A 23,873-nucleotide genomic window follows, 5' to 3' on the forward strand; every position below is an offset into this window, starting at 1 on the left:
GGTTTTGCGGGATAAGAGCCTGACGATGACCTACTTTCACAGACGAATGTCCACTATCATCGGCGCGAAGGCGTTTCACTGTCCTGTTCGGGATGGGAAGGAGTGGGACCACCTTGCTATGGTCGTCAAGCGTAAACGGTTGGGCGGGCAGACGGTGGGTCTGCGCACCCCAATTTGGAAGAAGCACATCGAGCTGTCAGGGGGGCAGCCCTGAGCAGCGATTGTGAAGGTTATTTCTTTGAACGGCACTTGTCGCTACGCGCTCATACCAGGTCTACAAAACCTGCAGAGTTATAGGATCAAGCCGCACGGGCAATTAGTATCGGTTAGCTCAACGCATTACTGCGCTTCCACACCCGACCTATCAACGTTCTGGTCTCGAACGACCCTTCAGGGGGATCAAGTCCCCGGGATACCTAATCTTCAGACGAGTTTCCCGCTTAGATGCCTTCAGCGGTTATCTCTTCCGTACTTAGCTACCCGGCAATGCCATTGGCATGACAACCGGTACACCAGAGGTACGTCCACTCCGGTCCTCTCGTACTAGGAGCAGGCTCCGTCAAGTATCCAACGCCCACGGCAGATAGGGACCAAACTGTCTCACGACGTTTTAAACCCAGCTCACGTACCTCTTTAAATGGCGAACAGCCATACCCTTGGGACCGGCTACAGCCCCAGGATGAGATGAGCCGACATCGAGGTGCCAAACACCGCCGTCGATATGAACTCTTGGGCGGTATCAGCCTGTTATCCCCAGAGTACCTTTTATCCGTTGAGCGATGGCCCTTCCATTCAGAACCACCGGATCACTATGTCCTGCTTTCGCACCTGTTCGACTTGTCAGTCTCACAGTCAAGCACGCTTATGCCATTGCACTATCAGCACGATTTCCGACCGTACCTAGCGTACCTTCGAACTCCTCCGTTACGCTTTGGGAGGAGACCGCCCCAGTCAAACTGCCTACCATGCACTGTCCCCGATCCGGATAACGGACCAAGGTTAGAACCGCAAACAAACCAGGGTGGTATTTCAAGGTCGGCTCCACCGAATCTGGCGACTCGGTTTCTGCGCCTCCCACCTATCCTACACAGGCCGGTTCACAGTCCAATGCAAAGCTACAGTAAAGGTTCATGGGGTCTTTCCGTCTAGCCGCGGGTAGATTGCATCATCACAAACACTTCAACTTCGCTGAGTCTCAGGAGGAGACAGTGTGGCCATCGTTACGCCATTCGTGCAGGTCGGAACTTACCCGACAAGGAATTTCGCTACCTTAGGACCGTTATAGTTACGGCCGCCGTTTACCGGGGCTTCGATCAAGAGCTTGCACCCCATCACTTAACCTTCCGGCACCGGGCAGGCGTCACACCCTATACGTCGACTTTCGTCTTGGCAGAGTGCTGTGTTTTTAATAAACAGTCGCAGCCACCGATTCTCTGCGGCCCCTTCAAGCTCCGCGCGCAAGCGCTTCACCCTAATGGGGCATACCTTCTCCCGAAGTTACGGTATCAATTTGCCGAGTTCCTTCTCCTGAGTTCTCTCAAGCGCCTTGGAATATTCATCCCGTCCACCTGTGTCGGTTTGCGGTACGGTCTCGTACAGCTGAAGCTTAGAGGCTTTTCTTGGAACCACTTCCAATCACTTCGGTCCACATGGGACCTCGTGCCACACCCTTGAATTACGCGCCCGGATTTGCCTAAAGCGCCTTCTCCAATGCAGCAACAGGGACTTCCAACACCCTGATGACCTTCCGCGATCCGTCCCCCCATCGCACTGTACGACGGTGCGGGAATATTAACCCGCTTCCCATCAGCTACGCATCTCTGCCTCGCCTTAGGGGCCGACTCACCCTGCGCCGATGAACGTTGCGCAGGAAACCTTGGACTTACGGCGAGGGGGCTTTTCACCCCCTTTATCGCTACTCATGTCAGCATTCGCACTTCTGATACCTCCAGCAGCCTTTACAAGCCACCTTCGCAGGCTTACAGAACGCTCTCCTACCGCGTGTACAAAGTACACACCCGCAGCTTCGGTTTATCGCTTGAGCCCCGTTACATCTTCCGCGCAGGACGACTCGATCAGTGAGCTATTACGCTTTCTTTAAAGGGTGGCTGCTTCTAAGCCAACCTCCTGACTGTCTATGCCTTCCCACTTCGTTTCCCACTTAGCGATAATTCGGGACCTTAGCTGGCGGTCTGGGTTGTTTCCCTCTTGAGTCCGGACGTTAGCACCCGGTGCTCTGTCTCCCAAGCTGGACTTGCGGGTATTCGGAGTTTGCCATGGTTTGGTAAGTCGCCATGACCCCCTAGCCATAACAGTGCTCTACCCCCCGCAGTCATACTTGAGGCACTACCTAAATAGTTTTCGGAGAGAACCAGCTATTTCCAGATTTGTTTAGCCTTTCACCCCTATCCACAGCTCATCCCCTAGTTTTTCAACACTAGTGGGTTCGGTCCTCCAGCACGTGTTACCGTGCCTTCAACCTGGCCATGGGTAGATCATCTGGTTTCGGGTCTACACCCAGCGACTAAAATCGCCCTATTCGGACTCGCTTTCGCTGCGCCTTCCCTATTCGGTTAAGCTCGCCACTGAATGTAAGTCGCTGACCCATTATACAAAAGGTACGCCGTCACCCCATAAAGAGGCTCCGACTGTTTGTATGCATACGGTTTCAGGATCTATTTCACTCCCCTTCCGGGGTTCTTTTCGCCTTTCCCTCACGGTACTGGTTCACTATCGGTCGATCACGAGTATTTAGCCTTGGAGGATGGTCCCCCCATCTTCAGACAGGATTTCACGTGTCCCGCCCTACTTCTCTTACGCCTAGTTCCACAAACCAGATTTCGTCTACAGGGCTATCACCTGCTACGGCCGGACTTTCCATTCCGTTCGACTACCTGATCTGCTAAATCGTAAAGGCTCTTCCGATTTCGCTCGCCACTACTTTCGGAATCTCGGTTGATGTCTTTTCCTCGAGTTACTGAGATGTTTCAGTTCACCCGGTTCGCCTCCACTGGCCTATGTATTCAGCCAGGGATACTGCATCGCTGCAGTGGGTTTCCCCATTCGGACATCTGCGGATCAAAGCTTGTTTGCCAGCTCCCCGCAGCTTTTCGCAGGCTACCACGTCCTTCTTCGCCTGTGATCGCCAAGGCATCCACCATATGCACTTAGTCGCTTGATCCTATAACACTGAAGTCTTATAGGACGCTGATATGTTTCGCGTTTGTGCCGTTCATAAGTTTCAAAGCCATCTCGCCAATCAAGCACGAGATCTTGAGAACTTGGAACAAATCTATGCAATCACAACCCGTGCTCATCTTCACCGGCAATCAAGCCAGCTACTGCATGAACACACTTTCGTTGTGCTTCTTCCTAATTGTTAAAGAACGATGTATAGCTTCATTGGGCCAAAACCCAATGCATAAGACTGATTCAACAGAACCAACCAACCCTATGCAATGACTTCTGGAAATCAATGGTGGAGGTGAACGGGATCGAACCGATGACATCCTGCTTGCAAAGCAGGCGCTCTCCCAGCTGAGCTACACCCCCTATGACGACCAATCACCCGCACGCCTCTCGACACCCGGACAACCCTTCGCATACTGGTGGGTCTGGTTGGATTCGAACCAACGACCCCCGCCTTATCAAGACGGTGCTCTAACCGACTGAGCTACAGACCCAAAAACCCTCTTCGGATCAGCAGTCAGGATTGCGGCACAGGGAGGATTCCCCCTCTACCCACGCTCACAACCGATCCCAGCTACACAATTAACAACCGATAAGCGTGGACGCTTTAACAACACGGCACTCGCTCTTAAAGGAGGTGATCCAGCCGCACCTTCCGATACGGCTACCTTGTTACGACTTCACCCCAGTCATGAATCCTACCGTGGTAATCGCCCTCCTTGCGGTTAGGCTAACTACTTCTGGTAAAACCCACTCCCATGGTGTGACGGGCGGTGTGTACAAGACCCGGGAACGTATTCACCGCGACATGCTGATCCGCGATTACTAGCGATTCCGACTTCACGCAGTCGAGTTGCAGACTGCGATCCGGACTACGATCGGGTTTCTGGGATTGGCTCCCCCTTGCGGGTTGGCAGCCCTCTGTCCCGACCATTGTATGACGTGTGAAGCCCTACCCATAAGGGCCATGAGGACTTGACGTCATCCCCACCTTCCTCCGGTTTGTCACCGGCAGTCTCATTAGAGTGCCCTTTCGTAGCAACTAATGACAAGGGTTGCGCTCGTTGCGGGACTTAACCCAACATCTCACGACACGAGCTGACGACAGCCATGCAGCACCTGTGTTCCGGTTCTCTTGCGAGCACTGCCAAATCTCTTCGGCATTCCAGACATGTCAAGGGTAGGTAAGGTTTTTCGCGTTGCATCGAATTAATCCACATCATCCACCGCTTGTGCGGGTCCCCGTCAATTCCTTTGAGTTTTAATCTTGCGACCGTACTCCCCAGGCGGTCAACTTCACGCGTTAGCTGCGCTACCAAGGCCCGAAGGCCCCAACAGCTAGTTGACATCGTTTAGGGCGTGGACTACCAGGGTATCTAATCCTGTTTGCTCCCCACGCTTTCGTGCATGAGCGTCAGTGTTATCCCAGGAGGCTGCCTTCGCCATCGGTGTTCCTCCGCATATCTACGCATTTCACTGCTACACGCGGAATTCCACCTCCCTCTGACACACTCTAGCCCGGTAGTTAAAAATGCAGTTCCAAGGTTAAGCCCTGGGATTTCACATCTTTCTTTCCGAACCGCCTGCGCACGCTTTACGCCCAGTAATTCCGATTAACGCTTGCACCCTACGTATTACCGCGGCTGCTGGCACGTAGTTAGCCGGTGCTTATTCTGCAGGTACCGTCAGTTGCCCCAGATATTAGCCAGGGCCGTTTCTTTCCTGCCAAAAGTGCTTTACAACCCGAAGGCCTTCATCGCACACGCGGGATGGCTGGATCAGGGTTGCCCCCATTGTCCAAAATTCCCCACTGCTGCCTCCCGTAGGAGTCTGGGCCGTGTCTCAGTCCCAGTGTGGCTGGTCGTCCTCTCAAACCAGCTACGGATCGTCGCCTTGGTAGGCCTTTACCCCACCAACTAGCTAATCCGATATCGGCCGCTCCAATAGTGCGAGGCCCGAAGGTCCCCCGCTTTCCCCCGTAGGGCGTATGCGGTATTAGCCACGCTTTCGCGTAGTTATCCCCCGCTACTGGGCACGTTCCGATACATTACTCACCCGTTCGCCACTCGCCGCCAGACCGAAGTCCGCGCTGCCGTTCGACTTGCATGTGTAAAGCATCCCGCTAGCGTTCAATCTGAGCCAGGATCAAACTCTTCAGTTCAATCTCTGTAATGTTCGCGCACCATGATCGAAACCATGGCACTTCGCTCAAAGAAAATGAGGTTCCAATAGATCAACCATTTCTGTTTGACATTCTTGGTACTTCACTTACTGGTGAGCGCCTGATATTTCTCTTTGGCTTACAGGCCAGGCCGACACAACACACCCCAAAGGCAAAGCCCCCAGGACGTCTCGCACCAACCCGCGCCCTGCGCCGCATCATCAAGCGCCCACACTTATCGGTTGTTTCGTTGTTAAAGAACAGGTACTGCAACTGCGGTGCTGTTTGATCAGCACAGAAACGAGATTATGAGGCCTTTTTTAAAACCTGTCAAATCGATGTTTCTGCAAACTTGATCTGATTCCAGCCTGGCCGGCTTGCCTGAACCCAGGCCACCTCCCCGCCACCTTGACCGCTCACATTCATCTAAGGGTTAACCCTGATTTCCTGCGAACCGCCAAGCCCAAGATCTTAGCACGTTTATTTCAGCCCGCGCAACAAGGTTCGTGAACATTGTGCCGGCCGTCGCAACAAAGACTTCGGCCCCGCCACCTGGAAAACTGCACCCGGGCAACGAAGAGGCGAGACTATAGCATAGATAAATTGACCCCGCTTGCGGCTGCGGAACTTATTTTTTTCCAGCCCAGGGAAATTGGGGACGCTAGCGAAAGGCTGCCCCAAGCATACCGATGAGGCGGCATACGGCCGAAAGGCGGAATAGGCCTGCATCGGACCCAGCGAAACGAGCCCTTGGAAGCCGCTTATACGCGGACAGCAGGTCCCGCCCGAGGTCCCCTCTGATGCACACAGCGACGCGGACGGCGCCTGACTGGCCGGGACTGTCTATAGTTGTAGTTCGGTGGTTTCCTTGATTTGCTGCAGGGCAAAGTAGGATTTCATATCGACGACGGCGGGGTGCCGCATCAGGGTGTCCATGGCGAACGTCGAAAAATGCGCCAGATCGGCCACTTGTACGCGCAACAGGTAGTCCATGTCGCCCGACATGGCATAGCACTCCACGACTTCGGGCCATCTCTGAACGTCGCGCGCGAATTCGCTGATAGGAGCGTGGCTACCGTCGATGTGCTTGTCCAGACGTATGGAGACATAGGCCAACAGGCCCAGGCCCACCTTTTCGGCGTCGACCAGCGCCACGTAGCGCTTGATATATCCACGCTCTTCCAGGCGGCGAACCCGCCTCAGGCAGGGGCTGGGCGACAGCGACACCCTGTCGGCCAGCTCCTGGTTACTGAGACGGCCGTCCCGCTGAAGTTCGGCCAGGATACGCCGGTCTGTCCTGTCTAGATCTGTATCGGCCATTTTTTGTCCCGTTATCGGTTTATAGAGCAATATTATTGCCGGGAGGTGGATTATATGGGGCAGATTTGCAATCAACTGCCACCCAGCCCTGCCTACAATTTGTGTTTCGGACTTGGCCTTCCAAGTCATGCGTACACCGGATCAGGAGCGCCACCATGAACGAGACATTTGAGCCCTGGGACAATCCCATGGGCACCGCAGGCTTTGAATTCATCGAGTACGCCGCCCCCGACCCCGCGGCACTGCGCAAGGTGTTCGAAAGCCTGGGATTCAAGGCCATCGCCCGCCATCGCCATAAAGATGTGACGCTGTATCGCCAAGGCGGCGTGAATTTCCTGATCAACGCCGAGCCGGATTCATTCGCGCAGCGCTTTGCACGGCTGCATGGGCCGTCGATCTGTGCGATAGGCTTTCGCGTGCAGGACGCCGCGCGCGCCTATCGGCGCGCGCTCGAATTGGGTGCCTGGGGCTTCGATTCCCACAGCGGCCCCATGGAGCTGAATATTCCGGCCATCAAAGGCATAGGCGATTCACTGATCTACCTGGTTGACCGTTGGCGCGGCAAGAACAGCCATGGCGGCATCGGCGACATCAGCATCTATGATGTGGACTTCGAGCCGCTGGACCTGCAGACGGCCGACACCGATCTGACCCACGCGGGTGCCGGCCTTACGCTGGTGGACCATCTTACCCATAACGTACACAAAGGCCGCATGGCGGAGTGGTCGGAGTTCTACGAGCGCCTGTTCAACTTCCGCGAGATTCGTTACTTCGATATTGAAGGCAAGGTCACCGGAGTCAAGTCGCGAGCCATGACTTCGCCTTGCGGGAATATCCGCATTCCCATCAATGAAGAAGGCACCGAGGAAAAGGGCCAGATTCAGGAGTATCTGGACCTGTACCGTGGCGAAGGCATCCAGCACATTGCGTTGGCCACCGAAGACATCTACGCCACGGTTGAGGCTCTGCGCCGCAACGGCGTGAAGTTCCTGGACACGCCCGACACCTACTACGAGCTATTGGACAAGCGCCTGCCCGGACATGGCGAAGAGGTGCCCCGCCTGCAGGGAAACCGCATTCTGCTGGATGGCGCCCCCGGTGGCGGCCTGTTGCTGCAGATTTTCACCGAGAACCAGATCGGGCCCATCTTCTTCGAAATCATTCAACGCAAGGGCAATGAGGGATTCGGCGAGGGCAACTTCAAGGCGCTGTTCGAATCTATCGAACTGGACCAGATGCGGCGCGGCGTAGTCAAGGCGGTAGAGTAAGGAACACCGCGCCAGTCGCCGCACGAACCTATCCTGCCCACGCGCCGCGAGGAGGCACACAGGCAGGACGGGATCAGCGCTTCAGTCGGTCGTGAAACTGCTTGCGAAACTTGGCCACCTTGGGCGCGATGACGAACTGGCAATACCCCTGCTCGGGATGCAGGGCGAAGTAATTGCGGTGGTAGTCTTCGGCGGGCCAGAACGTGGCGGGCTCGCGCAATTGCGTGACCAGGGGCGCATCGTACACATGCAGCCCTTCGATCTCGGCCATGACCGCTTTCGCCTGGTCGCGCTGCGTTTCGTCTTGCCAGAAGATGGCAGATTCGTATTGCGGCCCGACGTCGTTGCCCTGGCGTCCCGGCGTGGTCGGGTCGTGGGTGGCAAAGAAAACGCGCAGCAGGTCGCTGTAGGAAAGCACGGCCGGGTCGAATTCGACGCGAGCGACCTCGATATGGCCCGTTTGCTTTCCGCAGACCTGCTCGTATGTGGGGGTATCGACATGGCCGCCGCTGTAGCCAGGCTGCACACTGATGACACCACGCAGGTCTACCAGCACGGCCTCGACACACCAAAAACATCCGCCGCCCAACACGGCGACCTGAGTGGAACCTGTGGAAGTTTGCTCGGGCATGACGGCTCCTTGAGGGCGGCCAGCGTGGCCGCCGTAAATACTATTGGGGCTTGGCAGGTGCCAGCGAGAGAATCCATTGTGCCAGTTGAGTGGCTTCGTCCGGATTCACCTGGGACTGCGCCGGCATGGGGACAGCCCCCCAGGCACCACGGCCCCCGCCCCGGATTCTTTCGGCCAGGTATTGCACCATGGCTTCCCCCTGCCCCGCGTAGCGTTCCGCCACGCTGATCAACGGGGGCCCCACCCGTTTGGTGTCGACCTGGTGACAGGCCATGCACGCCTTGCGCTGGGCCAGCTCAAGACCTTCGGCAGTGCTCTGTGCAGACACCGTGGCCGTCATGGCCAGCAGGCCGATTCCCAAACCCAAGGCGGACCGGACCGCCCAACTAATCTTCGAATGCATCGGTAACTGCCCCACGACTGGCGGTGCCGGCCAGCTTGCCAAACTTGGCAAGTACGCCGCGCGTGTACCGGGGCTTGGGTTGAACCCAGGCCTCGCGGCGGGCCGCCATTTCCTCATCGGAAATATTGAGTTGCAACAATAGTTGGTGAGCGTCGATGGTAACCGAATCGCCCTCTTGAATCAGAGCTATCGGCCCGCCGACGTAGGCCTCGGGCGCCACATGGCCGACCACCATGCCCCAGGTACCGCCCGAAAAGCGCCCGTCGGTGATGAGCCCCACACTTTCACCCAGGCCCTGCCCCACCAGCGCGGAGGTAGGCGCCAGCATTTCACGCATGCCAGGCCCTCCCTTGGGGCCTTCATAGCGTATGACCACAATGTCGCCAGCGCGTATGCGCTGTTCCATGATGGCCGCCATGGCCGCATCTTCGGAATCGAACACACGCGCCGGACCCGTGATGACCGGGTTCTTCAGCCCCGTGATCTTGGCTACGCAGCCTTCCGGCGACAGGTTGCCTTTCAAGATCGCCAGGTGGCCGTGCGGATACAACGCCTGGGCGATTGGACGTATGACGTCTTGCCCCACTGGCGGTTCTGCCGGCACGTCGGCCAGCGTTTCGGCGATGGTCTTGCCCGTGATGGTGGGACAGTGGCCGTGCAGCAGGCCTGCATCGAGCAGCAGTTTCATGACTTGAGGAATACCGCCAGCGCGATGCAGGTCGGTCGCGACATAGCGACCCGACGGTTTCAGGTCGCAGATGACCGGCACGCGGCGGCGTATGCGCTCGAAGTCGTCGATGGTCCATTCCACTTCGGCGGCGTGGGCGATGGCCAGGAAATGCAGGACCGCGTTGGTCGAGCCGCCGGTGGCCATGATGACGGACACCGCGTTCTCGATGGATTCGCGAGTGATGATGTCGCGAGGCCGCACGCCGCGCCGCACGGCATCGACCAGCACCCGCGCGGACTGGGCCGCCGAGGCGACCTTCTCGTCGTCTTCGTTCGCCATGGTGCTGGAATAAGGCAGGCTCATGCCCAGGGCTTCGAAGGCCGAGCTCATGGTGTTTGCGGTGTACATGCCGCCGCAAGACCCCGAACCGGGAATCGCGCACTTTTCGATCTGCCTGAAATCTTCTTGCGGCATGCGCCCCATCGTGTATTCGCCCACGGCCTCGAATACCGAGACGATGGTGAGATCCTGGCCGCGGTATCGGCCGGGCTTGATGGTGCCGCCATACACATAAATGCCCGGCACATTCATGCGCGCGAGCGCGATCATGCCCCCTGGCATGTTCTTGTCGCAGCCTCCGATGACAACCACGCCGTCCATCCACTGGCCCTGCGCCGCAGTCTCGATGCAATCGGCGATGACCTCGCGCGAGACCAGGGAATACTTCATGCCTTCGGTGCCCATCGACATGCCGTCGGAGATGGTGGGCGTGCCGAACACCTGGGGGTTGGCCTTGGATGCGCGCACGGCGTCGATCGCCGCATCGGCCAGGCGTTGCAGGCCGCTGTTGCAGGGTGTGATAGTGGAGTGGCCATTGGCCACGCCTATCATGGGATTGTCAAAATCAGCTTCCTGGTAGCCCAGCGCGTAGTACATGGCGCGATTGGGCGCGCGGGCCACGCCCTGAGTGATGTGGCGCGAACGTTCGTTGTCGGGCATAGTGGCTCTCCGGAAGATGGCGGGACCGCAGATGCGGCCGGGCCGTGACTGCGAGGCGGCGCGTTCGCCGGTTATTATCGACCCAATCTTTTTCTGCGTGGCGGAATATGCTGCATCATCCCGAGTTTGACCCGATTGCCCTGAGTATCGGCCCCGTGGCCATTCATTGGTACGGCCTGATGTATCTGCTGGGCTTCGCGCTGGTGTATGGCCTTGGACGCATGCGCCTGTCGCGCGGCCACACGCCCGCCCTGCAGGCGCGCGACCTGGAAGACCTGATCTTCTACAGCGTGCTGGGCGTGGTGCTGGGAGGCCGGCTGGGCTATGTGCTGTTCTACAAGCCGGCGTACTACCTTGCCCACCCCCTGGAGATCCTTTACCTGTGGGAAGGCGGCATGTCGTTCCACGGCGGCCTGGTCGGCGTGATCGTGGTGATGCTGCTTTTCGCGCGCAAGAAAGGCCTCTCGTTCTTCACGGTCAGCGACTTTATTGCCCCGCTGATTCCGCTGGGGCTGGGTGCCGGCCGCCTGGGCAACTTCATCAACGGAGAGCTGTGGGGTCGGCCGACCGACGTGCCATGGGCCATGGTGTTTCCGCAGGCGGGCGACAGCCTGGCGCGGCACCCTTCGCAGCTGTACGAGCTGGGCCTGGAAGGTATCGTGCTGTTCGTGCTGCTGTGGTGGTTTTCGGCCCGGCCCCGACCCACGGGGCAGGTCAGCGCGCTGTTCCTGATCGGCTATGGCGCCTTCCGCTTCCTGGTGGAATACACCCGCGAGCCGGACGGCTTTCTAGGCTTGCTGGCCGGCGGCATGAGCATGGGACAGTGGCTGTCCCTGCCCATGGTGGCAATAGGCGTGCTGCTGTTCGTGCTCAGTGCAAGGCAACCGTCCCGTTGACGGAAATGCTGACCGTGACCTTGCCCGCTTCAAGCGGCACATCGGCGGACTCGGCCAGGTCGCGCTTGGCCATCATCTGAGCGCCCATGGGCCGGGGCACCGGCACCGGCGACCCGCCGCCACTGAGTTCGAGGTTGCGCACCTGATAGCCGCTGAACCCGAATGCCGTGGCCGCCGCCAGGGCACGGTCGCGGAACGCCTGGGCCGCCTGGCTCAACAACTTGCGTTCTTCGGCCTCGCGCGCATCGCGCGACAGGGTGAAAGAGATCTGCCCAATTGCGGTCTTATCGGACAGCCTGGATGCCAATTCAGATGCGGCAGCAAAATCCTTGGATTCCAGAATGATTTCACCGCGTGCCCGCCAATTGCGGATCTTGCCTTTTTCGTCGGTATTCGGCCAGATGCTGTAGCCGCCAGTGCTGACCTCGATGTTTTTCGCGCCCTGGGTGCGCTTGACCGCTTCATCGAGGGCCGCCGTGAGGGCCTGGCCGGCGGCGGCCTGAGTGGCCGCCTCGAGTTCGGCTGCCAGGGTGATGCGAACCGTGTCTTGCCGCACGTCAGAGGAAGCCGATGCCTGCAGGCTGAGTTCGGGCACTCGTGCAGAGGGCTCTTGCACCTGCGCAGGCGCTGAAGCCGAAGGCTGTGACCACGCGGGTTGCGCCGCAGCCAGGGCGAAAGTCGCGCAGCATGCAGCCGCGAGCCGATTCAATGAAAGCACGGGTATGGAGTGCATCATGGCAAGCCTGTAGGGGGTGGGGAGTAAGGAGACATCCGAAGCGGACCTGCATGCAGCAGGCCCGCCGGAAGAAATGCCCCACCTGTGCCGTCGAGGCCGGCATCTCGAACCCTGAGGTTCAAGGTGGTCGCGTTCCGTTGAGCGTCGGGTTCATCTACGAAGAGACAAGCGCTCCAGCTCACCATTCGCGCAACCAATATGCCATAAGACATAGGTTCAGAGAATGTATGGCCAAGTCACGAACACGGCAGGGACAAACTGAAAAAACAACGCGTGATACCGACACGCCGGGGGCTTGCGCCCTACAACAATTTCTCTTGACCCGACAAGGCTTGGTCGAGCAAGGAGTTCATGTCTTCAATTCTACGCTTGAAGTCGCCGACCGCCAACCCACCCAGCGGACCATCGGGCGCGGCCTTCATGGCAAGCAGTTCGCCCGCGATCTGCAGAGCGGCCATGACCGCGATGCGTTCGTTGCTGGAGACTTTGCCAGAGCCCTGGATGCGCAACATGAGCTGGTCGACATGGCGCACGGCCGCCAGCAGTGCGGGCTTTTCGTCAGTGGAGCAGGCAAGCGAGTAGTCGCGGCCAAGGATGGTGACATCGACGCGTTCCATCAGGGTTGCTCTCCGGTGGGTGCACCCGGCAGGCGCGCCAATACAGTGTCGATACGTTCGCGCGCGGCCGAGGCGGCGACTCGCAGGCGCTGCAGTTCGGTGTCGCGCGCGCCGAGGCTGCCCAGGAGTTCGGCTTCGCGCGCACTGGCGCGGGATGCGAAAGCCTGGTGATCGGCAACGGCTCGCGCGAGCTCTTCGCGCAGACCGGCTTCATTCTGGCGCGCTTCGGCCAGCATGCCGGCGACAGTGCCGTCGTGCTCTTGCAGCCGGGCCTGCAGAGCCTGAATTTCAGTCTCGCGCTCGGCGCAGCGCTGCTCGAGTGCACGCTGGCCGGATTCGCATTGACTCAGGCGGACACGCAACGCGTCACGCTCGGCAGCCAATTGCCGTGCACGTTGCACCAGTTGCCCGATACGGGCGGCGAGTTGATCGAGGTCTTGCAGCATGGGCGCTATCGTAAACCATTCCGTGCGTCGGCCGGGAGGCCACACGCAACGTGAGAAACACGGCAATATTCAGTAGGACTTGCCACCGCAGGCCGGTCGGCCAAGCAGAAGAATAAATCGTCAGGCGCATGCACGGCGGCTTTCGCCTGTCTTTCTAAAAACTTTCACTTTGCTTTCATTCCGGGCGCAACAGCGCCTGGGGTTACAACTTGGGCGCCCGTTCTAGGGAAAACCCCATCTGCATAGCGGATAAGTCGGGTTTGCAGGCCCTATCCCCTTGGCTACCATGCGCGCTGCCTAAAAGGCGCCTCCTGATTCCACCATACCTAGCGGCACAGTAGTGCCCAATTGTGCCGGAGCCAGTCTGGATCCGGTTTTAACCCACATGCTGTAAAGAGGAGTAGACCATGCAGCTACGCAATCGGCAGGATTTCTGGTCCGGGGTGATGTTCATCTTCCTGGGCCTGGGATTCGCCTGGAAAGCGGCGAGCTACCAGATGGGTACCGCCGCTCGCATGGGTCCGGGATATTTCCCGTTTGCCCTGGGACTTGTTCTGGCCATCTTGGGCGCGATCGTGTTACTGGGCTCGCTGTCCAAGCGCGCAACCGAAACCCATGTAGACAAACTCGACTGGCGCATCACCTTCCTGGTGATCGGGTCAGTGGTGCTTTATGCACTGGTCCTGAAACTGTTGGGCGTGTATCTGTCCGTCTTCATCCTGGTGGTGGTCAGCAGCCTCGCGAGCCATGAGTTCAATTTCAAGGTTGCCGCCATCAATGGCCTGTTCCTCGTGGTGTTCTCGTATCTGGCTTTCATCAAGGGGCTGGGTCTGATTTTCCCGCTGTGGCCGTCGTTTCTTGGCATGAATTAAGGAGTAAGCGGCCATGGAATTATTTGAACACTTGTCGCTTGGCTTCTCGGTGGCTTTCACGCCCGAGAACCTGCTGTACGCCCTGTTGGGCTGCATCCTGGGCACGCTGATCGGCGTGCTGCCGGGGATCGGCCCCGTGCCGACCATCGCCATGCTGCTGCCCATTACCTATGTGCTGCCGCCGGTGGCGGGCCTGATCATGCTGGCCGGCATCTATTACGGTGCGCAGTACGGGGGTTCGACCACTGCGATTCTGGTGGCGCTACCCGGCGAGACCTCGGCGGTGGTAACGGTGCTCGACGGCCACCAGATGGCTCGCAACGGCCGCGCAGGCGCCGCCCTTGCCATCGCAGCCCTGGGCTCTTTCTTCGCCGGTTGCGTCGCCACGCTGCTGCTGGCTGCTTTTGCTCCCCCGCTGGCCGAAGTGGCCTTCAAGTTCGGCCCCGCCGAGTATTTCTCGCTGATGACGCTGGGCCTGGTGGGTGCGGTGGTGCTGGCGTCCGGCTCGCTGCCGAAGGCAATCGCCATGATCATCCTGGGCTTGCTACTGGGCATGGTAGGCACCGATGTGAACTCGGGCGTCGCGCGCTATGACTTCGGCATCCCCGAACTGCAGGACGGCATCGACTTCGCCATCGTGGCCATGGGCGTGTTCGGCTTTGCCGAAATCATGACCAACCTGGAACAGAAAGAGAATCGCGTCGACATCACGGACAAGATCGGCTCGCTGTATCCCAACAAGCAGGAATTCCGCGAGGCAGCCCCGGCCGCGGTGCGTGGCACGATGCTGGGTTCGATGCTGGGCATTCTGCCGGGTGGCGGCGCCGTACTGTCGTCGTTCGCGTCGTACACGCTGGAAAAGAAGCTGTCGAAAGAACCTCATCGCTTCGGCAAGGGACACCCGGCGGGCCTGGGCGGCCCGGAGTCGGCCAATAATGCGGCCGCGCAGACTTCATTCATTCCGCTGCTGACGCTGGGCATTCCGGGCAACGCCGTGATGGCGCTGATGGTCGGCGCCATGACCATCCACAACATCCAGCCCGGCCCGCAGGTCATGACCAGCCACCCGGACCTCTTCTGGGGCCTGATCGCTTCGATGTGGATCGGCAACCTGATGCTGGTGGTGCTGAACCTGCCGCTGATCGGCTTGTGGGTCAAGTTGCTGAAGGTGCCCTATCGCATCCTGTTCCCGGCCATTCTGGTGTTCTGCACGATCGGGGTGTATTCGCTGAACTACAACACCTTCGACATCTTTACCACCGCGGCCTTCGGCGTCGTGGGGTACGTGTGGGCCAAGCTGAAATGCGAAGGCGCCCCGCTGCTGCTGGGCCTGGTGCTCGGGCCCATGATGGAAGAAAACTTCCGCCGTGCCCTGCTGCTGTCGCGCGGCGACTTCCTCACCTTCGTCGAGCGGCCCCTGTCGGCGTCGCTGCTGGCTCTGGCGATCGGGCTCGTGGTGCTGGTGGCCCTGCCCTCGATACGCAAGAAGCGCGAAGAAACGTTCGTAGAGGAAGACTGAGCGCCCGGTGCCGGGGCCCCTTGGGCTCCGGCGTCTTTGAGCAACGGCCCGCAGCACCGTCCGCGGAAAGCGCCGCGGCGCTGCCGGCCCCGTGACAGGTAGCCGCGGGCATGCCGCCAGACGGATCCCCGAACACCGCGGCCTTCCGATATAGACCGATGCAAACCTGGCGCCCGGGAGGGCCCCAGGTTTTTTTGTCGTGCGCCCGGGCGCGGCCCTGCCGCCTCTGCATAACGGCCAGCTGACTCCGCGCGCCGGGCGCCTCGCGGCAGACCGGAAGCGGGGCATCACACCAGCGCCCCCCCGATCGGCATCCGGCACCCATCGCGCATTTTTGACGCGACCCGATGAGGATTGCGGTAACGTTCAGGTTTTACGTGCACTACCGGAGACACTGTATGGCATCGATCGGTACGCGGGACTACGAAAAGGTCGTGTCCCAGAAAGTTGCTTTCCTCGGCCTGGGGGTAATGGGACTGCCCATGGCGGGCCACCTGGCGCGGGCGGGCCACCAGGTTACGGTGTACAACCGCACGCCGGCGAAGGCCCAGGCCTGGGTCGAGGAGTTCGGCGGACAGCGTGCGGCGACGCCGCGCGAGGCGGCTGCCGGGGCCCAGGTAGTGTTTGCCTGCGTCGGGAACGATGACGATCTGCGCAGCGTCGTGCTTGGCGAAGACGGCGCGTTCGCCGGCATGGCGCCAGGCGCCATCTTCGTCGACCACACCACGGCATCGGCCGACGTGGCCCGCGAACTGTACGCGCTGGCTCGCGAGCAGCGGCTGCAGTTCGTGGACGCCCCGGTGTCGGGTGGACAGGCAGGCGCCGTGAACGGTGTGCTGACCGTGATGTGTGGCGGAGAACCCGAGGTTTTTGAAGCCATCAAGCCGCTGGCGCAGGTCTACGGCCGGGCCGTGACGCGCGTCGGCGCCCCGGGCGCCGGCCAGCTGGCCAAGATGGTCAACCAGATTTGCATCGCCGGCATTGTGCAGGGCCTGTCGGAAGCGATTGCCTTTGGCCAGGCTGCCGAGCTGGACATGAAGTTGGTGCTGGATGTGATCAGCAAAGGGGCTGCCCAGAGCTGGCAAATGGAGAACCGGGGCAGCACCATGGTCGACAACAAGTTCGACTTCGGTTTCGCCGTGGACTGGATGCGCAAAGACCTGGGCCTGGTCCTGGCCGAAGCCCGGCACAACGGTGCACGCCTGCCCCTGACGGCTCTGGTCGACCAGTTCTACGGCGATGTACAGAAGATGGGCGGTGGCCGATGGGACACGTCGAGCCTGGTGGCGCGCCTGCGCGACTGACCCAGCGGCGCCCGGCCGCCCGGACTCAGGCGGCCAAGCGTTCCGCAGACGCGGCCGCCAGCAGCGCGTCGATGCGCTGCCGGGCCTGGTCAAGGCCCGCCTGTGCCGACGCCTCGCCCATGGCCATGCCCTCGGCATAGATGAAAATGGGATCGGCCAGCCCCACAAAGCTCAATACCTGCGCCAGGTAGGGGGACAGGGTATCCTCGGGCGTGCCCTCGGCTTTGCCGCCCCGCGCGCCGAGTATGACGACCTGTTTGCCACGTATCAGGCCTTCAGACAATCCCTGCTCGTTATAACGGAACGTGACCCCGGCGCGGGCGATGTAATCGATATAGCTCTTGAGCTGGGCCGGCATGCCGAAGTTGTAGACCGGCACGGCAAAGACGATGCGGTCGGCCTCGAACAATTCTGCGACCAGCGTGTCGCTCAGCCCCACGAGCGCTGCCTGCTCGGGGGTACGCTTTTCAGCGGGCGTAAACAGGGCGCCGGCCGTGGAACCGTCGAAATAGGGAACGGGTTCCGCGCCCAGGTCGCGGATGCGGATGACGCTGCCGGGGTCATCCTGACGCAAGCGCGCGATGAAGTGATCGGCCAATTGGCGCGAGTTCGAGCGGTCGCCAAGAATAGAGGCAAGAATCACGAGGGTTTTCATATCGGGCTCCAAGGGTTCGCCGGATGGCTTGAGAACATGGCGTCACTGTACCGACGATTATTCGCACCATAAACCCGGTTATCATGAACTGCTTGTTCCATGAGCGGAACAATTACCGGAGCCCGGGAATGCAAGACCTGAATGACCTGTTTTATTTTTCCCAAGTTGTCGAGCACGGCGGGTTCAGCGCGGCATCGCGGGCGCTGGATATTCCCAAATCGCGCCTTTCACGCCGGATTTCAGAGCTGGAAGAGACCCTGGGCGTACGCTTGCTGCAACGGACGACCCGCCGGCTGCGCCTGACCCTGGCGGGCGAGCGTTACCTGCACTACTGTCGCGAGATGACTGCATCGGCGCGCGCTGCCGAAGATGCCATGCGCCAGCTGCAGGCGCAGCCCAGCGGCCCCGTAGTGATCAGTTGCCCCGTGGCTATCGCCCAACAGATGCTCGCGCCCGTGCTGCCCGAATTCCTGGACACCTGGCCGGCCGTCTCGGTACAGTTGCTGGCGACCAATCGCCGCATAGACCTCATCCGGGAAGGTGTGGACCTGGCTCTGCGCGTCCGCACCAGACTGGACACCGATGCGGAGCTCGTGGTCAAGCACCTGGGGGTGGCGAGCAGCGGCATTGTCGCCAGCCCTGCCTATCTGCAGCGCCAGGGCACCCCCACCACGCCGCAAGAACTGCTGGCCCATACCATATTGAGTTTCAGCGAACCGCAGGCCGATGTGCGCTGGGCACTACGCAACAGACAGGATGAAGAGCAGGTCGTGACCCTGCAGCCTCAACTGTGCTGCAACGATTTCATCGTGCTGACGGAAGCGGCCGTGCGCGGCCGGGGCGTGGCCCTGCTTCCGACGGTCGCCACGTATGAAGAATTGCGCCGCGGAACGCTGGTCCGGGTATTGCCGGATTGGCGTTCTCCTACGGGCATCGTGCATTGCATATACCCGTCGCGCCGAGGCATGGCGCCTGCGGTGAGGGCATTGCTGGACTTCATATCCGACCGCCTGCCCAGTATGTATGCGCGGGTGGAACAGCACGCGCCCTAGCGCGGGTGCAAGCGCACGCGAAGAACTGAAACCGTCTTGCCGACAAGCGCGAGGGATGCGGTACGCGTCTGCGCGCGGGCATGCGACCCGGGGCCGCTGGCCACGCCCGGGCCGGATCAGGCCGAACTCGCCGGCGCGGCGGACGCAGGATGCGCCAGGGGCACCCACAACACGGCGGCAAGGCCTCTGCCGCCATGGAGGTTGGGCTCACCATCGCGCAGCTCGATATCGCCATCGTTGCGCCGCGCGTAAGCGCGCGCGATGGACAGCCCCAGCCCTGAGCCAGAGGACGTGGCCGGCCTCCCGGGCCCCAGGCGGTCGAAACGCGCGAACGCCCGGGCACGCGCCGCGGCGTCGATGCCCGGCCCGTTGTCGGACACCGCCACTTCGGCGCGGTCACCTTGGCGCCTGACCGCCACGGTGATATGCGCGCCCACCGGTGCGTAGTTGATGGCGTTGTGCACCAGGTTGGACAGCGCTTCGTGCAGTTCGACATTGCTGCCCATGACCGGAACGACCGGGCTGCCTGGCTCGAGGCCGTCCTGGCAGGCCGCCGACCATCCCAGGTCCTGCTGTTTTTCGTGGGACAGCGGCAGATACTGCAGGACCACGTTGCGGGCGAGTTCGTTGAGGTCCAAAAGTTCGCGAGGCGTGGGCTCGCCCTGGCTGGCGTGAGCCAGCGACAGCAATTGTTCGGTGAGGCGGCGCGTGCGCCCCAATTGGCTCACGATGGCGCGCAGGCCTTCACGCGCACGCTGGGGGTCGGGTTCGCGCAGCGCATATTCGGCCTGCGTCGACATGATGGCAAGCGGCGTGCGCAGCTGATGGGACGCATCCGCCAGGAACTGCGACTGCTCGTCGAGCATGCGGCGGTGGCGCTCGACGTGATGGTTTACGGCTTCGACCAGAGGAATGACTTCGCCGGGCACGCGGCTGGCATCGAGCGGCGTAAGGTCGTCCGGACGTCGCGCGCGTATATCGTTGCGTAGCCGATTCAGCGGTCGCAGTGACCAGGCCACGCCCCACCACACCAGAATCGCCACGAGCGCCAGCATGCGCGCGTCACGCAGCAGTTCCTGGCGACGCGCCGCGCTTTCGACCTGCAGCCGCCGGCCGATACTTTCGGCGACGAGCACCAGCACCTGGCGGTGCTGGCCGCGATAGTAAAGATCGCGCACCAGGGCAACCACGCGTACCGGATCGTTGCGATAGGTGCTGTTGAAGAACATGGGCTCGCCGCGTTCGGACGGCCATTGTGGCGGACGAGGCAACTCTGGCATACCGGCCACCGTGGCGCCCGTGGCAGGCACCAACTCGGAGCCTTCCGGTACGGGCGGCGAGACTTCCTCGATGCGGAAGTACTTGCGCAGCCCGGCCGTGGATTCGAGGATGACCTGGGCGTAGACCGGCGTGGCCACCATCAAGGTGCCCTCTTCGGTGAACTCGATGCTGCTTTCGAGGACGCGCGCGGGTTCGAGCAGCGCGCTGTCGTAGGCTTCGTTCGTGATCTCGGCCAGCGTGCGGTAGTCGTTCCAGCTGTCGATCACCAGCAGCAGGATCACGCCTGGCAGCAGCAGCGTGATCAGCAGGGTGCGAATGCCCACCAGCGGCAGGCGAAAGCGCTCACGCTCTGAGAGGTTCACTGGCCGCGGATTCCAGCATGTAGCCCAGGCCGCGCACCGTCACAATACGCACATCGCTGCCGGCCAGCTTCTTGCGCAAGCGATGCAGCACGACTTCGATGGCATCTAGGTTGGCCTCGCTGTCCTGAGTGAATACCTTGTCGAACAACTGGTTTTTATCGACCGGATAGCCCGCGCGCGTCAGCAGCGCCAACAGGGCGGCATGCTCGCGAGGGGTAAGGAATAGCAGATTGCCATCGAGCGTGAATGCGCGACTCTGACTGTCGTACGCCAGTGAACCGCACTGCAGGCGGGGAGCCTGCCGGCCACGGCTTCGGCGCACCAGGGCAGCCACGCGCGCCTCGAGTTCTTCGAGCGCGAAGGGCTTGGTCAGGAAGTCATCGGCGCCGAGGTTGAGGCCGCGGACGCGGTCTTGCAACGCCCCCTGGGCGGTCAGCAGCAGCACCGGCGTGCGGTCGTCGCGGCCACGCATGTCGCGCAACACCACCAGCCCATGCTTGTCGGGCAGGCGCAAGTCCATGACGATGGCGTCGTACTCGTTGGCCGCCATGAGCGATTCGGCCGTGCGCGCATCAGGCGCGTGGTCGGGCGTGAACCCACTTTGCGCCAGCGCCCGAACCAGCCAGGACGCCATTTCGAGCTCGTCTTCAACCAGCAATATGCGCATGGCCGTCGGGTTCGGCGGGCATGCCATCGGCCGCACGGCCCTGGCCGTGGACCCGCTGTCGCAAATAACGGGTTTCGTGCTGGCGACGGAACAGGATGCTCGACAGTTCGTTCAGTGCAAGGGTGTAGACCTCGCGCTTGAACTCGATGACCGCATCCAGCGGCACCCAGTATTGGCTCCAGCGCCAGGCGTCAAATTCAGGATGCTGTGTTGCGCGCAGGCATACGTCGCTGTCACGGCCAACCAGCCGCAACAGGAACCAGATCTGCTTTTGCCCTTTATAGTGGCCACGCCATTCCCGCCTGACGAAGTGGTCAGGTACGTTATAGCGCAGCCAGTCGCGTGTGCGCCCCAAGATTCGGACATGTTCGGGCTTCAAGCCCACTTCTTCATGGAGCTCGCGATACATGGCTTGCACCGGGCTTTCGCCATACTTGATGCCGCCCTGCGGGAACTGCCAGGCGTGTTCCCGGATACGCTTGCCCCAAAAGACCTCGTTTTTGCTGTTGACGAGAATGATGCCGACATTGGGACGGTAGCCTTCACGATCAAGCATGGGCCACCCCCACCGAATTCAATACAATTACAGTTGATTATACGTATCTGTAGCCACCTTTAACTATGCGCGCATCCACCTACCATCTGAACACTCTGAAAGAGGCCCCCGCCGAAGCGGAAGTCGCCAGCCACCGGCTGATGACCCGCGCGGGCATGATCCGCAAGCTCGCTGGCGGCGTCTATACCTATATGCCGATGGGGCTGAAGGTGATTCGCAAGATCGAGGCCATTGTCCGCGCCGAAATGGATGCCGCCGGCGCCATCGAATTGCTGATGCCGGTAGTACAACCCGCCGAACTGTGGCAGGAATCGGGACGCTGGGTGCAATACGGCGCAGAACTGTTGCGCATCAAAGACCGGCACCAACGCGATTTCGTGCTGCAGCCCACCTCGGAAGAAGTCATCACCGATATCGCGCGCAACGAGATCCACAGCTATCGTCAGCTGCCGCTGAATTTCTATCACATCCAGACCAAGTTCCGTGACGAGCGGCGCCCGCGCTTCGGGCTGATGCGCGGCCGCGAATTCACCATGAAAGACGCCTATTCGTTCGATCGCGACGAAGCCGGCGCCCAGCAGAGCTACGACCGCATGTTCGACGCCTACATGCGTATTTTCGAGCGCCTGGGCCTCGAGTTCCGCGCGGTGGTAGCGGATACCGGCTCGATCGGCGGGTCGCGCAGCCATGAATTCCAGGTCATTGCCGACACAGGTGAAGACCTGCTGGTGTACAACCCCGACACCCAGTACGCCGCCAACATCGAACTGGCCGAGGCCCCGGTGCTGCTCGCCGAACGCGCGCCCGCGACCCAGCCGCTGGAAGCGGTGCCCACGCCGGGCGCCGCCAAGTGCTCCGACGTGGCCCGACTGCTCGACATTCCCCTGACGCGTACCCTGAAGTCCATCGTGCTGGCTACCGAGCCCGAACCTGGCAAGGTGCAGGTCTGGCTCCTGCTGCTGCGCGGCGACCACGAGCTCAACGAGATCAAGGCGGGCAAGCTGCCCGGCCTGGCGGGCTTTCGCATGGCCACCGAAGACGAGATCGTGGCCCATTTCAACTGCAAGCCCGGTTATCTGGGGCCCATCGGCACCGCCCTGCCCGTCCGCGTGATTGCGGACCGCACAGTCGCCAACATGGCTGACTTCGTGTGCGGCGCCAACCGGGAAGATTTCCACTACACCGGCGCCAACTGGGGCCGCGACCTGCCCGAGCCCGAGCTGGTAGCCGACCTGCGCAACGTGGTCGCGGGCGACCCCGCTCCGGACGGCAACGGCCAGCTCGCCATCCAGCGCGGAATCGAGGTGGGCCACGTGTTCTTCCTGGGCACCAAGTATTCAGAAGCGCTCAAGGCCACCTTCCTCGACGAAAACGGCAAGCCCGCCACACTGCAGATGGGCTGCTACGGCATCGGCATCACCCGCATCGCGGCAGCCGCCATCGAACAGAACCACGACGCGCGAGGCATCATCTGGCCACGCGCCATCGCGCCCTTCGAGGTCGTAATCTGCCCCGTAGGCTGGGGCAAAAATGAAACAATACGTAACGAAAGTGTGAAATTGTATGACGAACTGAAGGCGCGGGGCGTCGACGTCATCCTCGATGATCGCGATGCCCGGCCCGGCGTAATGTTTGCGGAATGGGAACTGATCGGGGTGCCGCTGCGCGTAACAGTTGGAGAACGCGGCCTTAACGACGGTGTGGTGGAATTGCAGGCCCGTCGCGAAAGCGAGGCGGCGAAAATTCCCGTCGCGTCTGCCCTCGAGCAGGTACTGACGAAGCTCGAAACACTGTAGACTGCCCGGCCCTGCGTGCCCGGCGTCCTAGAGGCTGCCCTACCCATTGTGACCGATCCGAAGTCGCCAGAGTCCGTGATGAACGTCCGTGTCTATTACGAAGACACGGACGCGGGCGGCGTCGTGTTCTACGCGAACTATCTGAAGTTCCTCGAGCGCGCCCGCACCGAATGGTTGCGCCAGCTGGGCGTCGAGCAATCAACCCTGGCCGAAAGCAGCAACGTGCGATTCGTTGTCCACTCACTGGACATGTCGTACCGCAAGCCGGCGCGTCTCGATGATTTACTAACGATACACAGCCGCGTCACACGAATCGGCCGCGCTTCGATACACTTCGCGCAGCGTGCCGAACGCAGTGGGGAACTGCTCGCGCAAGGCAACATCCAAGTCTGCTGTGTCGACGCCGTGAATCTGCGACCGGCGGCGTTGCCCGCCACCGTTCGCGCCAAACTGGAATCCCTTCAGGAATAACC

General features: G+C 60.9%; 19 protein-coding genes, 2 tRNA genes, 3 rRNA genes and 1 other RNA gene. 8 read left to right on the forward strand and 17 right to left on the reverse strand.

The genetic code is table 11. The annotated features are described in order from the left end of the window. Positions 1 to 17: 17 nt before the first annotated feature. The 6 genes from rrf to ACV17W_RS09765 all read right to left on the reverse strand — a co-directional run bounded on the left by rrf (position 18) and on the right by ACV17W_RS09765 (position 6,670). Positions 18 to 130, reverse strand: a 5S ribosomal RNA gene (gene rrf, locus ACV17W_RS09740). Between the two features lie 165 nt (positions 131 to 295). Further along, positions 296 to 3,181, reverse strand: a 23S ribosomal RNA gene (locus tag ACV17W_RS09745). Between the two features lie 295 nt (positions 3,182 to 3,476). Next, positions 3,477 to 3,552: transfer RNA gene (locus ACV17W_RS09750), tRNA-Ala, on the reverse strand. Positions 3,553 to 3,606: 54 nt separating this feature from the next. Further along, positions 3,607 to 3,683 (reverse strand) — tRNA-Ile (locus tag ACV17W_RS09755). A 136-nt stretch (positions 3,684 to 3,819) separates the two neighbouring features. Next, positions 3,820 to 5,350 (reverse strand): 16S ribosomal RNA (locus tag ACV17W_RS09760). The 16S, 23S and 5S rRNA genes sit together here with 2 tRNA genes alongside, the layout of an rRNA operon. An 843-nt stretch (positions 5,351 to 6,193) precedes the next feature. Then, a complete protein-coding gene (locus ACV17W_RS09765; protein WP_462596217.1) occupies positions 6,194 to 6,670 on the reverse strand; it encodes an Lrp/AsnC family transcriptional regulator in 477 nt (158 codons plus the stop codon). A 155-nt stretch (positions 6,671 to 6,825) separates the two neighbouring features. On the opposite strand from ACV17W_RS09765, the gene hppD reads away from it, so the two are divergent. Continuing rightward, on the forward strand, positions 6,826 to 7,938 hold the full coding sequence (gene hppD / locus ACV17W_RS09770) for a 4-hydroxyphenylpyruvate dioxygenase (RefSeq protein ID WP_462596218.1): 1,113 nt from the start codon (positions 6,826 to 6,828) through the stop codon (positions 7,936 to 7,938). 73 nt (positions 7,939 to 8,011) lie between these two features. On the opposite strand, the gene msrA is transcribed toward hppD, so the two are convergent. Genes msrA through ilvD form a run of 3 tightly spaced genes read right to left on the reverse strand, consistent with a single transcriptional unit; the run spans position 8,012 to position 10,641 of the window. Further along, a complete protein-coding gene (gene msrA, locus ACV17W_RS09775; protein ID WP_462596219.1) occupies positions 8,012 to 8,569 on the reverse strand; it encodes a peptide-methionine (S)-S-oxide reductase MsrA in 558 nt (185 codons plus the stop codon). A 40-nt stretch (positions 8,570 to 8,609) separates the two neighbouring features. Then, positions 8,610 to 8,972 carry a c-type cytochrome gene (locus ACV17W_RS09780; RefSeq protein ID WP_462596220.1) on the reverse strand — a complete coding sequence of 121 codons (363 nt, stop codon included), beginning with the start codon at positions 8,970 to 8,972 and terminating at the stop codon, positions 8,610 to 8,612. Continuing rightward, complete coding sequence (gene ilvD / locus ACV17W_RS09785) at positions 8,956 to 10,641, reverse strand: dihydroxy-acid dehydratase (RefSeq protein ID WP_462596221.1); 1,686 nt, start codon at positions 10,639 to 10,641, stop codon at positions 8,956 to 8,958. The genes ACV17W_RS09780 and ilvD overlap by 17 nt, the downstream gene beginning before the upstream one ends. Positions 10,642 to 10,748: 107 nt before the next feature. On the opposite strand from ilvD, the gene lgt reads away from it, so the two are divergent. Further along, positions 10,749 to 11,537 carry a prolipoprotein diacylglyceryl transferase gene (lgt, locus tag ACV17W_RS09790; RefSeq protein ID WP_462596222.1) on the forward strand — a complete coding sequence of 263 codons (789 nt, stop codon included), beginning with the start codon at positions 10,749 to 10,751 and terminating at the stop codon, positions 11,535 to 11,537. Here the strand turns inward: lgt and ACV17W_RS09795 are convergent. From ACV17W_RS09795 to ACV17W_RS09810, 4 genes are all read right to left on the reverse strand, one after another. Next, positions 11,512 to 12,270 carry an SIMPL domain-containing protein gene (locus ACV17W_RS09795; protein ID WP_462596512.1) on the reverse strand — a complete coding sequence of 253 codons (759 nt, stop codon included), beginning with the start codon at positions 12,268 to 12,270 and terminating at the stop codon, positions 11,512 to 11,514. The genes lgt and ACV17W_RS09795 overlap by 26 nt on opposite strands. A 74-nt stretch (positions 12,271 to 12,344) precedes the next feature. Next, positions 12,345 to 12,530: non-coding RNA, 6S RNA (gene ssrS / locus ACV17W_RS09800), on the reverse strand. A 45-nt stretch (positions 12,531 to 12,575) separates the two neighbouring features. Next, entirely contained in the window at positions 12,576 to 12,890 is a 315-nt protein-coding gene (locus ACV17W_RS09805) for a cell division protein ZapA (protein WP_462596223.1), read from the reverse strand. Then, on the reverse strand, positions 12,890 to 13,336 hold the full coding sequence (locus tag ACV17W_RS09810; RefSeq protein WP_462596224.1) for a hypothetical protein: 447 nt from the start codon (positions 13,334 to 13,336) through the stop codon (positions 12,890 to 12,892). Before ACV17W_RS09810 ends, ACV17W_RS09805 begins: the two co-directional genes overlap by 1 nt. 407 nt (positions 13,337 to 13,743) lie before the next feature. Between ACV17W_RS09810 and ACV17W_RS09815 the strand changes: the two genes are divergently transcribed. From ACV17W_RS09815 to ACV17W_RS09825, 3 genes are all read left to right on the forward strand, one after another. Beyond that, a complete protein-coding gene (locus ACV17W_RS09815; protein WP_462596225.1) occupies positions 13,744 to 14,208 on the forward strand; it encodes a tripartite tricarboxylate transporter TctB family protein in 465 nt (154 codons plus the stop codon). 13 nt (positions 14,209 to 14,221) lie between these two features. Continuing rightward, a complete protein-coding gene (locus ACV17W_RS09820) occupies positions 14,222 to 15,727 on the forward strand; it encodes a tripartite tricarboxylate transporter permease (protein ID WP_462596226.1) in 1,506 nt (501 codons plus the stop codon). A gap of 398 nt (positions 15,728 to 16,125) precedes the next feature. Then, complete coding sequence (locus tag ACV17W_RS09825) at positions 16,126 to 17,031, forward strand: NAD(P)-dependent oxidoreductase (protein WP_462596227.1); 906 nt, start codon at positions 16,126 to 16,128, stop codon at positions 17,029 to 17,031. Positions 17,032 to 17,056: 25 nt separating this feature from the next. Here ACV17W_RS09825 and ACV17W_RS09830 read toward each other — a convergent pair whose 3' ends face one another. Then, on the reverse strand, positions 17,057 to 17,686 hold the full coding sequence (locus ACV17W_RS09830; protein WP_462596228.1) for an FMN-dependent NADH-azoreductase: 630 nt from the start codon (positions 17,684 to 17,686) through the stop codon (positions 17,057 to 17,059). A 128-nt stretch (positions 17,687 to 17,814) separates the two neighbouring features. Here ACV17W_RS09830 and ACV17W_RS09835 point away from each other — a divergent pair, with 128 nt between their 5' ends. Next, positions 17,815 to 18,738 carry a LysR substrate-binding domain-containing protein gene (locus tag ACV17W_RS09835; protein ID WP_462596229.1) on the forward strand — a complete coding sequence of 308 codons (924 nt, stop codon included), beginning with the start codon at positions 17,815 to 17,817 and terminating at the stop codon, positions 18,736 to 18,738. 116 nt (positions 18,739 to 18,854) lie between these two features. Here the strand turns inward: ACV17W_RS09835 and ACV17W_RS09840 are convergent, their stop codons facing one another. Genes ACV17W_RS09840 through ACV17W_RS09850 form a run of 3 tightly spaced genes read right to left on the reverse strand, consistent with a single transcriptional unit; the run spans position 18,855 to position 21,604 of the window. After that, entirely contained in the window at positions 18,855 to 20,342 is a 1,488-nt protein-coding gene (locus ACV17W_RS09840) for a sensor histidine kinase (RefSeq protein ID WP_462596514.1), read from the reverse strand. 19 nt (positions 20,343 to 20,361) lie between these two features. After that, on the reverse strand, positions 20,362 to 21,048 hold the full coding sequence (locus tag ACV17W_RS09845; protein WP_462596230.1) for a response regulator: 687 nt from the start codon (positions 21,046 to 21,048) through the stop codon (positions 20,362 to 20,364). Then, positions 21,029 to 21,604: an RNA pyrophosphohydrolase gene (locus ACV17W_RS09850; protein WP_462596231.1), complete on the reverse strand. Its 576-nt coding sequence runs from the start codon at positions 21,602 to 21,604 to the stop codon at positions 21,029 to 21,031. The genes ACV17W_RS09845 and ACV17W_RS09850 overlap by 20 nt, the downstream gene beginning before the upstream one ends. A 65-nt stretch (positions 21,605 to 21,669) precedes the next feature. Between ACV17W_RS09850 and ACV17W_RS09855 the strand changes: the two genes are divergently transcribed. Further along, the gene (locus ACV17W_RS09855) at positions 21,670 to 23,400 is read left to right on the forward strand and encodes a proline--tRNA ligase (protein WP_462596232.1); all 1,731 of its coding nucleotides are present in this window, start codon (positions 21,670 to 21,672) and stop codon (positions 23,398 to 23,400) included. Between the two features lie 48 nt (positions 23,401 to 23,448). Beyond that, positions 23,449 to 23,871 carry a tol-pal system-associated acyl-CoA thioesterase gene (ybgC, locus tag ACV17W_RS09860; protein WP_462596233.1) on the forward strand — a complete coding sequence of 141 codons (423 nt, stop codon included), beginning with the start codon at positions 23,449 to 23,451 and terminating at the stop codon, positions 23,869 to 23,871. Positions 23,872 to 23,873 lie beyond the last annotated feature (2 nt).

The sequence above is a fragment of the Bordetella sp. MIP270_01_BMS genome (assembly GCF_054958705.1).